This window comes from Marinobacter persicus (assembly GCF_002934325.1).
Classification (GTDB): domain Bacteria; phylum Pseudomonadota; class Gammaproteobacteria; order Pseudomonadales; family Oleiphilaceae; genus Marinobacter; species Marinobacter persicus_A.
On the sequence record NZ_PTIV01000049.1, the window covers coordinates 1 to 12,173 of the forward strand.

The 12,173-nt window shown below is 51.5% G+C and carries 8 protein-coding genes; 4 read left to right on the top strand and 4 right to left on the bottom strand.

Features of this window, described 5'->3' with window-relative positions; genetic code table 11:
• Positions 1 to 54: 54 nt before the first annotated feature.
• Genes BY454_RS15945 through BY454_RS15960 form a run of 4 tightly spaced genes read right to left on the bottom strand, consistent with a single transcriptional unit; the run spans position 55 to position 4,288 of the window.
• Positions 55 to 1,047, bottom strand: coding sequence for a type I restriction endonuclease (locus BY454_RS15945; RefSeq protein WP_258075681.1), 993 nt, complete (start codon positions 1,045 to 1,047; stop codon positions 55 to 57).
• 11 nt (positions 1,048 to 1,058) lie between these two features.
• Positions 1,059 to 1,271 (bottom strand): 4-fold beta flower protein, encoded by a 213-nt coding sequence (locus BY454_RS15950; protein ID WP_104417557.1) that lies wholly within the window; start codon positions 1,269 to 1,271, stop codon positions 1,059 to 1,061.
• A gap of 37 nt (positions 1,272 to 1,308) precedes the next feature.
• Positions 1,309 to 2,553, bottom strand: a complete 1,245-nt coding sequence (locus BY454_RS15955; RefSeq protein WP_104417558.1) for a restriction endonuclease subunit S — start codon at positions 2,551 to 2,553, stop codon at positions 1,309 to 1,311.
• Positions 2,546 to 4,288 (bottom strand): type I restriction-modification system subunit M, encoded by a 1,743-nt coding sequence (locus BY454_RS15960; protein WP_104417559.1) that lies wholly within the window; start codon positions 4,286 to 4,288, stop codon positions 2,546 to 2,548. Before BY454_RS15960 ends, BY454_RS15955 begins: the two co-directional genes overlap by 8 nt.
• Before the next feature lie 3 nt (positions 4,289 to 4,291).
• Here BY454_RS15960 and BY454_RS15965 point away from each other — a divergent pair, with 3 nt between their 5' ends.
• The 4 genes from BY454_RS15965 to BY454_RS15985 all read left to right on the top strand — a co-directional run bounded on the left by BY454_RS15965 (position 4,292) and on the right by BY454_RS15985 (position 12,025).
• On the top strand, positions 4,292 to 4,741 hold the full coding sequence (locus tag BY454_RS15965) for a hypothetical protein (RefSeq protein WP_146082732.1): 450 nt from the start codon (positions 4,292 to 4,294) through the stop codon (positions 4,739 to 4,741).
• 10 nt (positions 4,742 to 4,751) lie between these two features.
• A complete protein-coding gene (locus BY454_RS15970) occupies positions 4,752 to 9,461 on the top strand; it encodes a DUF3320 domain-containing protein (RefSeq protein WP_104417561.1) in 4,710 nt (1,569 codons plus the stop codon).
• A 387-nt stretch (positions 9,462 to 9,848) separates the two neighbouring features.
• Positions 9,849 to 10,208 (top strand): hypothetical protein, encoded by a 360-nt coding sequence (locus BY454_RS15980; protein ID WP_104417562.1) that lies wholly within the window; start codon positions 9,849 to 9,851, stop codon positions 10,206 to 10,208.
• 788 nt (positions 10,209 to 10,996) lie between these two features.
• Positions 10,997 to 12,025 (top strand): integrase domain-containing protein, encoded by a 1,029-nt coding sequence (locus tag BY454_RS15985; RefSeq protein ID WP_104417563.1) that lies wholly within the window; start codon positions 10,997 to 10,999, stop codon positions 12,023 to 12,025.
• Positions 12,026 to 12,173: the final 148 nt, after the last annotated feature.

The following is a 12,173-nucleotide window of genomic DNA, read 5'->3' on the forward strand; positions in this document are numbered from 1 at the left end:
GCCGGCACGGCAACAACGGTGGATTGTCTCCCGTGGACTTCGAAAAGCAGTATTTTAAGCAGCTGTCAGGTGTCTAGAATATCGGGGGCTTGCCACCGGTTCAAATAGGGTGAAGTTCTGCATCAGGTCCAGAAAACTGGCGGGGTTGAACATGCCAGCAAGCAACCGCTGTTGCAGTGTGATCTCACTGGAACTAATAGACGCATCCGCATCGACACCGGCAGCCACCTGCTTGGCAGCAACCAGATACTCCGGTGAGGGCACATCACCTGCCTTGTGGCTGCTTGAGGCAGTCCCGGTCGAGATAAAGGCGGGTTGTTGCGCCATCGCCCGAATATCGGCATCGGTGTACGGGTAAGCATCCTTCCAGTCCCCGTAATGCTGCGCACTGGAACTGATAGTGCCCACCTTTGCCTGGTCCCGGCAGGTAGACACCATCAGCTGGTTGTACCAAAACAGCTTCTGGGCACCTTCATCATCTTCCGGGTTGCGCAGGTTGGCGTAACGGCGCAACTGGTTAATGCCTTCGGCTACCGCATCTGCAACATAAGGCGACTTGCACTCAATCACTGCCAGCGGCAAGCCGTTCACGAAGCAGACAATATCCGGGATGATGTTCTGGTTGATGCCTTCAACCTTGAACTGGTTGGTGCACAGGAATTCGTTGTTTTCAGGGTTGTCGAAATCAATGACCTTGACCGTCTGCCCCTTGCGACCGGCACCCAGGTCCTGTTCAACGGACAGGTAGTTCACCAGCAGGTCGTAAATGGACTGATTGTATTCCATCAGACCCGCGTGATTGGGGTGAGTGAACTCGCGGATGACTTTGCGCAGGTTCTCGTCACTAATCCATGGGTTCAGCCGGACTATGGCAGCTTCCAGACGCTTGGGCAGCACCACATCCCGGTAATAGCCTCTTTCACCAACTGGTGAGCCATCAACAGGCAACGCCGGCACAAGGTCTGCACCGGGCACAAAGGTCCAGCCAAGGCGGGTCAGTTGCTCAATGGCGGGCAATTCGACTTTTTCGATTTCATCCTGAAACACAGCTTAATCCTTTAATTCAGTTGAAAAAGAACTGAACCACCAAAATCTCGGGCTACACCATTTTCAAAGTTTGCGACGTACTCGTTTGGTAGATCCACAGAATACACTTCATTGCCGTCTATTCTATGTGTGATCTGACCCTCATAAGTGTAAAAATACTCCCCATCAAAATAACCAATGAGTTTTCCTTGAGCGTCATAAGCCGGAGTGTTTTCATTGCACATGTAAATAATCCTTGTATGGCTGTGAGAGTCGAGAGATTTATACTCGAACTCTTCCTGTCAAAAGGTCTTGCATGAGTGCCTTTTTCAATTTTGTCAAAGCCTGTAGCTTATTCCCGTCCGCACTCAGTTTTTTATCTATAGAGTCAATGGACAGTGTGATCGTTTTTTGCTCTTCTTTCGGGGGGACTCGGATCAAGATAGAGCCTAATGCAGATTTGTTAACAAATTTAGTTGCATTGCCTGTCATCAAGTCATCATAAAATTTCAGCCAATCAAGATATTGGAGAATGTAATGCATATACTTTGGGGTTACATTCTTCTCTATTCTCATAAGAAAAACATTCCAGGCAATTAGGAACTGTTCTTCTTTGTCGATGATTACTGACTTGCCAATAGTTCCGATATTTGAAAAAAGAATATCGTTTTTTTGGGGTTGGAATTTACTTTTGTATTTCTTGTAATCAGCTTCGCCTACCGAACGCGTGTCATCCAGGTTCAATTGACCGGAAGTCATATGCTTAGCCTGAATGATTGGGGTGCCTTTATCCGTGTACGATATTTTGTCTGCAACAGTATTGATTCCTTGGTAGAAGCGAGTCGTGCATTCCGAAATTGCTACGACATCCCATGAAGCTGGTATCTTCCCCACCGGCGATTCCTTAAACTCCGTATGCGGAACGCCGCCCGACCCAATCCCTTTGGTCAACAACTCCTGCATCATGCCGGTTTTCAGGTCTTTCAGCTTGTCGATTTGTGCGCGTGTTTTTTCGATCACGTCATCGACGGATGACAGGATGGCTGCGATTTTTTGTTGTTCGGGGAGTGGGGGAATGGGTAAGTTCAAGTTTTTGATTAGTTGACCTGACAAGTTTGGCTGACCGGAACCTTGAACTGTGTTTAAAAGTTCACGTGTGTTGTTTTCAATGGCATAAAGAAGAAACCAGTTGTCCGCTGTTTTTTCTCTACCATTGATGGCTGAAACAGCCTGATTCAGTGTGGCATCAATCATTAGCCTTGCGGCTTTGCCAGCAGTAGCTCCATACATCGCTACTAAAACAGACCCGCGTTTTGCCCAGCGGGCGCTGCTTTCCTTGACCGCGAGTTCTGAAATGGTTTCCTCAGTCCGATAAATCAAACGGGTGTTAACCTCGCCAGACTTCACCCAAGGTATTGTACCCTCATAATAATCTGGATTACTTCGTGATGGCGTTCCGCCAGCAAAAACGGTCGCGACCTCATCGACGGTTTTAATTTGCCACTCCTTGGGAACGGTATTACTCATACCCCAGCTCCTTCAAATGCCCCTTCATCACACTTTCAGCTTCAGCAACCTGTGCATCCAGTTCGTTCAATGACACCCGGTACTTGTCCCACCACCGTTCCAGCTGGGTGATCACCTTTGCATCCGCATCACCCACGGCTTCCCGGATAGCTTCTTTGGTGTCGATCTCCGGCTTGAAGTCGTAGTACTCTTCATCCGCTGAGGGCTCCGCATCCCGCCTCACAAACACGGTGGACACGTCGAAATCTTCCAGAATTTCCTCCCGAATGTACTCGCTTTCCACTTCTCGCACCGGGATGCCGCCGTGCAGTATGGCGCGCACGTCGAAGATTTCCGGGGGCGGACTGGTGTCGGCGTAGCGGCGGATGTTCAGGTTGTAATCGTTTTCGGCGATTTCAGCGAGGGTGACGACTTTTGAATAGCGTTTGATTTCGGCGTAGTTGTCGAAAGTCTGGACGATCTTTTCAATGTCTTGCTGGCGGAGTTTGTTCTGGTTCTTACCTTCTTCGTATTCCAGTTCGCTGTTGATGAACAGCACCTTGCCTTTACGTTCTGCCGGTTTGTTCTTGTTGATGATCAACAGGCAGGCGGGAATGCCGGTGCCGTAGAACAGCGCAGCGGGTAAACCCACCACGGCTTCCAACAGGTCATCATTCAATATGCCCTGTCGAATGGCTTTCTCGCTGGAACCCCGGAACAGAACGCCATGGGGCATCACCACACCCATCATGCCTTCGGCATTCAGGCTGGCAATCATGTGCTGAACGAATGCCAGGTCACCGGCATCCTTGGGCGGTGTGCCGTAGGGGAAGCGACCATAAGAGTCACTGTCCGCTTCTTCCTTGCCCCATTTCTTCAGGCTGAAGGGCGGGTTGGCAATAACCCGGTCAAAGGTCATCAGTTCGCCGTGCTGGGTGTGCTGGGGATCGCGTAGCGTGTCGCCTTTGCGAATGTCCGCACTGTAGACCCCGTGCAAGAACATGTTCATCTTACAGATTGCCCAGGTGTTCAGGTTCATCTCCTGACCGAACAGGGACAGGTTGGACGGGTTTTCACCGTTGGCTGCCAGATGGTTCCGGGTTTGTACCAGCATACCGCCAGAACCGGCGGTGGGGTCGTATATACGCATCCCGGCATGGGGTTTGAGCAGGGCAACCAGCAGCTGCACCACTTCGGATGGCGTATAGAATTCACCGCCTTTCTTACCGGCACTGTCAGCAAACATCTTGATCAGGTATTCGTAGGCGGTGCCCAGCAGGTCCGGGCGTTCAAAGTCTTCATTGCGCAGACGGTAGCGGCTGAAGTGGCTGAGTAGGTCACGCAGTTTTTTGTCCGACAGCTTGTTCTTGATGTTGAAGTCGATGGACACCAGCACCCCTTCCAGAACGGGGTTGTATTCCTCAATGGCTTCGGTAGCAGTGTTCAGTTCAGAGCCAATGTCGTGCTTCAGGTCTTTGATGGCACCCCAGCGCGCAATGGCTGGTATGTAGAAGGTCTTGTCGTATTCGTCTTCATCGTCCGCCAGCTCGCGGGCTTGGTCTTCGGTCTTGCCCTTGTCCCTGTAGTACCGGACAACGCCTTCCTGCGCTTCTTCGAATGCATCCGACAGGCGCTTCAGGAACATCATCCCGAAGATGTAGTCCTTGTATTCGGAGGCGTCCATGTTGCCGCGCAGAATGTCGGCAGCTTCCCACAGGAAGGATTCAAGTTGCTGAAGGGTGATGTTGTGGCTCATTCAATGGGTTCCATCTACTGCAATGAGCATGGGGCGTGTGATGCCCATGCGGATAAACGTGTTTGGAGTGTATCGATCCAGGCGTGCACCGGCAATGTGCGTCGCTGGAGCATAATGCGGCAGTGGTGCGACATGTCAGGTCGCAATCTGAATGATGATGATCTACCTGAAGGCGGGTATCAGGGCTTGATTCCTTTGACGCAGAACGATTACCTTGCTTACAGATATCTGTACAAATCAGCTGCAGAGCCTCCCGTGAATTGCAAAGTTTCGAGGCTGCTGCATTTGAAAACGCTCAAAACCATGGACGAGCCCATCAATATGCAACGACAGAGGATGTCGCACCTCCCATTTAATATCCGGCTAAGTCTCAGTAACGCCAAGCTTGGGGCGAGCCGCGTGTCCGTTTTCTTCGTTTCGCCGTTTGCCTTTTGGGGCACATCACTGAATTAAAGAGGGTTTCATGTCAATCGAACAAAAGCTGGAACTTGCCCGGATGGAGCTCCTGGATATGGGGCTTCGGGGAAATCCGTTGCTCAGTATTCCGAAAAACATGAAATTCCTGGAAGTGGTCGAAGAGCGCTCTGACGATATCTTCCGTCTGCTGGTGGAAAACCGGAAGGCCATGAGTTTTTTGCCATTGCCCGGAGCCTATGAAGACGATGAGGGCGATGAAGATGAATCCCTGCCAACGTTGCATGAGTACCTGCAGGAAACCTCCGGCGAATCCCGATTTGGTGACCGATATTTACAAACCGCTCAGTTCGCAGACCGGCTGGATACAAGGCTTCTGAAGATTGAAAACGAGGCGCACACGCTTCTACAGGAACAAGGCATTGACGTGCTTCACCTGGTACTCGGGGTGCTGGAGTGGTATGAAGATCCTAACGCCAGAACACCACGATACGCGCCTTTGCTGCTTATCCCCGTCGAGCTGAATCGCGAGTCCGCCCGCTCCGGATTTTCCGTGTCTTATACCGACGTGGATTTGTCACCGAACCTGACATTGGCTGCCAAGTTGAAAGGCGAGTTCCGTGTAGATTTGCCCGGTTTCCCTGATGAAATTGTTCCTTCTGACTACCTAGCTAAAGTAGAGAAAGCGATTGAAAACCAGACGAACTGGAAGGTTCATCGAGACAAGATGTTCCTGGGCCTGTTCTCGTCCGGCAAATTTCAGATGTATATGGATTTGGATTCAAAAAGCTGGCCGTCTGTCAGTCCTTTGTCCCGAAATCCCTTGTTAGGAAAAGTGTTGGAGACCGGGTTTGTCAAAGACGACCGGCTGCTCGACGGGATCGGTGGCCATCGTGATTTGGTCGAACCGGAAAAGCTGCACCTGGTGAAGGATGCCGACAGCTCTCAAATGGAGGCGCTTGTCGCGGCCATGGACGGAGCCAATCTGGTAGTGCAGGGGCCGCCTGGCACGGGCAAGTCTCAAACCATCACAAACCTGATCGCGGAAGCTGTTGGGCGCGGGAAAAAAGTGCTTTTCGTAGCCCAGAAGATGGCAGCTCTGGAGGTTGTGAAGTCGAGGTTGGACGAGTCACACCTCGGAGAGGCCGTGCTGGAGTTGCATAGTCATAAATCGAGCAAGAAAACAGTGCTCGATTCTTTGAAATCCACGTTTCAGCAGGGTAAGCCCAATGTGCCGGATCGCGGGTATCAATACCGCCGGTTATCGGAACTACGAGAACACCTCGACAAATACGCGGAAGAAATCAGCCAACCGGTCTTACAGTCTGGTGTGACTTATCGCGAGGCTCTGGGTGAAACGCTGAGTTTGCAAAAAAACTCTGCTCTGGAGTCGATCAACAGAATTCCATTCAAGGTGCTCAAAGAGTGGTCCAGGGAGGATCTGGAGCGGGGCTTGCGGTTGCTGCAAACAGTAGAAGCTTACCTGCAGGAATTCGGCCGTCCCGGGGAAAATGCGTTCGCCCTCTCAACCCGCACTCGCTTATCGCCGGCAGAAGAACGGGAGATTGAACAGCACACGGAAAATGCTCAAAGCGCGCTCCAGAAACTGCAGTCTGATTGTGACGGTCTGACGGATCTGATGCGAATCCCGGGAACAGAAACGTTTGAGGATATCGACCTCGTTCACAAGGCAGGGCAGAGAGCTCTGAATGCGCCACATCTGGAAGGCGTGAAAGTCAAGACGCGCGACTGGCAGCTTCGCCGTGATGAGGTTCGTGAGCTCATTGCGCTTGGTTCGACCTTGAATCGCCTGGAGGACTCGCTGCTGAAGATTTTTGTCAGCAGTGCGCTGGAGGCCGATTTAATGGCGGTGCGCATGGGGTTGGCCGGTAAGGCAGACAAGTGGTGGCGAATTTTCTCGGGTGAATACCGCAAAGCGAAGTCCACATTTCAGGGGTATCTACACGGTAAGCTTGAAGGCAAGCCGACCGAATGGCTTCAGACAGTTGATGACGCGCTCGAATTTCAAAAGCAAGAGAAGCGTTTCCGGGAGATGGAAGGCATTGGGCAGCTGCTGTTCGGTGCTCAATGGCAAGGCCGAAAATCAGATTGGCAGGTACTTTCCAGAATCTCTGAGTGGATTTTCAAACTGTACGACGAAATTGGTAACGGTGAGTTGCCAGAGGGTCTGACCGACTTTGTTGAAGCCAACCCGGATGTTCGGTCTCATGCTGATCAAATAGAAGCTTTAGCGACCGAGTCGCGGGAAGTCTGTGCGGAGCTCGAAGAACTGTCCAAAGCGCTGGCGCTTAAGGAAGGCTTTTCGAAAAAGGACAGCCTCAAAACCTGGTTTGAACGCCTTGGCGTGTGGAGTGAAAGCTGGAGCGAGCTTTACGGCATGGTCCGGTTTAATCAACTTGAAGCGGATGTTGAGGCGGCAGGCCTGGGAGATATCCTTCCCCAGTTGCGGGAGTGGCCTCATTCGCCCGAAACCTTGTCGGATTGGCTGAAGCTCAGCTTTTATTCCGGATTGGTTGATTATGTGTATTCAACGTCCGATACCGTCGGTCGTTTTGATCGTGTCAGTCATGAGCGGATGATTCATGAATTCCGGGAGCTGGACACGGCCAGTTTGAGCTACGCACAGGAACAGCTGGTTTGTAAGCTCCACAATGAGCTCCCCAGCTTCAACGCGCCCGGTGAAATGGAGCTGATACGTCGTGAGATAAACAAGAAGCGACGGCATATCCCGATCCGTCGTCTGATCACCGAAGCCGGTACTGTCATACAGCAGGCGAAGCCTGTTTTCATGATGAGCCCGATGTCGGTGGCAACCTATCTCCCCCAGGGAAAAATAAAATTCGATCTGGTCATTTTCGATGAGGCCAGTCAGATTCCCGCCCCTGAAGCTTTGGGCGCGATGGCCAGGGCCGAGCAAGCGGTGGTGGTAGGTGACAGCAAGCAGATGCCACCCACCAACTTTTTCAGCAAGGCGGTAGAAGTCAGTGACGAGGACGCGGACCAAAGTGTCACCGCGGATGTAGAAAGTATTCTTGCCATGATGCAGGCCCGTGGCGCCCCGGAACGGATGTTGAGCTGGCATTATCGCAGCCGGCATCATTCGCTCATTGCCGTTTCCAACGATCAGTTTTATGACGGTCGGCTAGTCTTCTTCCCAAGCTCGGGTGCCAATCCACAGGCGAAAGGCCTGAGCTTCACCTATCTGCCAGATGCCGTCTACGAGCGAGGTAAAACCCGCTCTAACCCCATTGAAGCGAAAGCTGTGGCCCAAGCCGTCCTGGATCATAGCCGGAATACTCCAGGGCTTTCGTTGGGTGTGGTGGCGTTTAGCACTGCACAACGGGAAGCTCTGATGTTTGAAGTTGAGCGACTCCGGCGTGAGCACCCCGAGACTGAGAATTTCTTCCGCCACCATGAAGGCGGTGACGAGTTCTTCATTAAAAACCTTGAGAATGTTCAAGGTGATGAGCGGGATGTCATCTTCATCAGCGTCGGTTATGGCAAAACCGAAAACGGCAACGTAAGTCAGAACTTCGGCCCGCTCAATAGCAAAGGCGGTGAACGCCGGCTCAACGTACTTATCTCACGGGCTAAATTAGCGATGCGGGTTTTTGCCAACTTCCATGGCGATGACCTGAGGACAGGCGCCGGCTCACCTTTCGGTGTGTCAGCGCTGAAGGTATTTCTCAACTATGCAGAGAAGGGCGACCTGCCAACGCTTCACGAAACCGGCAAAGCCCCGGATTCGCCTTTTGAAGTTGAGGTAAAGCAAGCAATCGAGAGCCTTGGGTACCAGGTGGAGCCTCAAGTCGGGTGTAGCGGTTACTCCATTGATCTGGCTATTGTCGACCCGAAAAAGCCGGGGCGTTATCTGTTGGCCGTTGAGTGTGACGGCGCGAGTTACCATAGCTCTGCTTCGGCTCGTGAGAGAGACCGCTTGCGCCAGGGTGTTCTCGAAGGACTTGGATGGCGATTCCACAGAATCTGGAGTACCGAGTGGTTCAGAAACCCCTCCCAGGAAATTAAACGCCTGCAGCAGGTTATTGAGAAGACGATAGAGCGGCAGTCAACGATAGACGAACGATCAGATGCCGGGAGTGCTTCCAGCCTCGCGCCGGTCAAAAAGAACACTCAAACGCCAACGATTACACGACAGACGTTTTCGGAAGAAGAGCCCATGAGGGCTGTTGACCCTTACCAAGTGGTTAAAACTTCCGGTTTGGGGCTGCCGGTTTACGTTGAAGACTTCTCAACCATACCCAAAGAGCAGTTGATGAAGGCGATCGTATTGGTTGCTAAGCACGAAGCGCCTATCCACATCAATATTCTGACCTTCCGTCTTGTAGAGGCTGTTGGTTTGGGTCGTGCGGGCAAGAAGATCAAGAACCGTATTCTTGAATCAGTTTTGGCTCTCGAAAGAAGCAAAGAATTACAGTTCGATGGAACCTTTATCAGGCTGCCCGGCTCTGGCGCTATCTCTCTGAGAGACTGGAGTGACCTGCCTGCAAGTCAGAGGAAGTTTGATTTTGTACCGAGTGATGAGTTGGCAGAGGCGGTCCTCATAACCGTAAAGGATGCTCGCTCTGTTAGTCGTGAGGACTGTATGGGTGCTGCTATTAATCTGCTCGGTTTTAAAAGGCTGACAGATAATATTAGTGGCAGGATGAGGGAGGTGATAGGTCAGTTGGTGAGAAATAGGTTGTTGGTTGAAGTGAACGGCAGACTAAGATTATCTTGATACTTTGCTCTAAACATTACTGATAGTGAGGACGGGTAGTTGCTAGTCAAGCCTGTTCTATTTGGGCGTGTAACTAACTGAGGTGAATATGGCGTTAATTAAATGCCCGGAGTGCGATAAAAGAATCTCAGATAAAGCAGCTGCCTGTCCTGGGTGTGGAAATCCGATTAATGGGGGTGGAGATGTAACTCTCTCGCGCAGTTCTAGGCGAAAAAGGAAGATTGACAAGAAAGGAGCTTGGTGTCCAAATTGTGGTAATAGGAATAGCACAAAAGAAAGTCAAGGAGGATCATGCCTCCTTATTGGCATATTGTTTATTTCAATTATTGGCATTCTGCTTATTCCCTTTCTGCCTAAAGTATGGAAATGTAAAGAGTGTAAGCACACATGGCGAGCTTGAATTTGGAGCATGATAGCATTTGGAAATTGACTCTTACTTTTACTCTTACTCTTTTTCTTTTAGTTCAAGTTCCTGGCTTACGGGCTGAGGGTAATCCTCTAGCTGAAGGCTACTACCAAAATGAGAATCCGCTGGCCGATGGCTATGTTCAGGATGACAACCCCCTGGGCAAAGGCTATATCCAGAGAGAGAACCCCTTGGGCAAGGGCTACGTTCAGGATACCAACCCGCTTGGTAAGGGATACATCCAGGACGACAATCCGTTAGGGGATCATTATGTCCAGGACAAGGGTGTTTTTGGTCTTGGTGATGATGGTGCATCTGAGGAGGGCAAGCCTCAATGGTAGTCTATTTTATTCTCTAATTCCGGTCTAATTTCAGAAAATTCGCGTTTTCCCGTGTGGAGCCTGTTGTCGCATTTCAGTTACAGTTAAAGGGAAATCCTCGCTCAATCAACGTTGAGCTGGGTGTTGCTAGCTGGGCAACCCAAACAAACAGCAACTTCTCCCGGCTGTGCCGGACTTAGAAACGATCCTCGTGATCATCCCGCCCAATGGATCTCCATGGTCCAATCTGAAACTGGTGGCCATGCCACTAATCCTTCTACGTGCGTTCTGTACCTGGCGCCTACCCCAAACCCGATCCGCTGATTACTCAGCAATGCTGCTGTTTACATAGTGAGATGGATAGAAGGAAAAGAACTGTAAAAGTATTGATATCAGTTGCTTACAGTTCTAACCAATGACCGAACAATGCGGAAAATGTCTACGTTAACCCCGCATTCGAGCAACAGGGACCGTTACCAGTGCATCATCATTGGCTGCTCACCCCACCGGTCATCCCACCGCCGTATGGCATCCCCGCCATTGTGATGTCTCGCTGATTACGAGACGCCGCTCCCCGTACGCGCTGTCGATCATCGACACGTGTCCACGGCTCGCAATGGTAACGAAATAGTGCTGATACAGAAGCACGATGGATGCTCCCACCGTCAAGGCCCTATGTCTTGGCACAGTCACACTTAATGCGGACTACGGGGCGGAGTATCAGCGCGGGGACCGGCTCTTAGCCCCAGATTCCGCATGGTTGGCCGCGCACCCTGTATTTCTATGATTTGAACGACGAGGAAAATGGTATGAGTAACAATTCTGTTGCTAGAGGGCGCCGCTCTGCTAAGCGGAAGAAGCCGGATGGGAACAAAAACTACGGCCTGGGAAAAAAACTTCTTGAGGCGGCTCATCGCGCGGTGGACCAGTTTTATGGCCGAGACAGTCATTACAACACCCGAGCTACTCATAAAAAACGCATGGTCGTGTTCGTCAATTTTTGTCGATATCACGGAATTAATGATGCCCGGAAAATTGATCGGGAGTGTGTTCTGCAATTCGGGAGTTATATCAAGGCGAGGCTGGAGAGCGATTACGAGTGGCCTGATGGCACCGTGGATCAGCGCATCAGTGTCGCCTATGCACACAATGCCATCAGCACCGTTAATATCCTGATGAAGGCCTTTCGCGGAGATGACGCGCTAAAGGTCTCAGGTAAACAGGTTCTCGGGGTTTGTCGGCAGTCAGTTCGTGTCAGGCCAATTGAGGCTGATGTTGTGGATACTCAGTATGCCGCTGATCAAGCCATCGCAAATGGGTTTGAGCGCGGTGCCGCTGTAATGCGATTGGCCCGCGCATGGGGTATGCGAGTGCGGGAATGTATTCTGCAGGATCTCGATCGCATGAAGCGAGAAATTGAGGCTACTGGAGAAGCGACGATACTCGAAGGGTGCAAGGGAGGGCGTAGGTCAAAAGACCGCACTATTCGGGCGACCGAGTTCCGGATGGAGGCGCTGAATTACGCAATCGAGGTAAGACCTGAGGGATCCCGGAACCTACTGTCTGAAGCAGACACTGTGAAATCCTTTTTGCTGAGCGAGGTTAACCCTTGTAGGCAATTTTTGAAGTTTTCTGGCGTTCCGCATTTCCGGGAGCTTAGAGCTGGTTTCGCTCAGGACGTTTATGAAGAAGTGATGGCAGGGCCATCCCCGCTGAAGGAGGCAATTCGAGACAAAATTATGGATCGAGTTGCTCGGGAGGAGGTTGCAAGGCAGCTGGGGCACAATCGGGTGTCAGTGGCTAGTGCATACGTTGGGGGGACCCGGAATGCAGCTTGATCATATCGTGAGGCGGCTCGATTTCAGCGCCCTGAGCGAAACCGAGCAGCGGCTGCGTATTCCAGACCAAGGTTGCCACTGATTCCAGACGAAGCCTGCCACCCATTCCACGCGAAAGCTGCCACTGATTCCACGGCAAAGCTGCCAC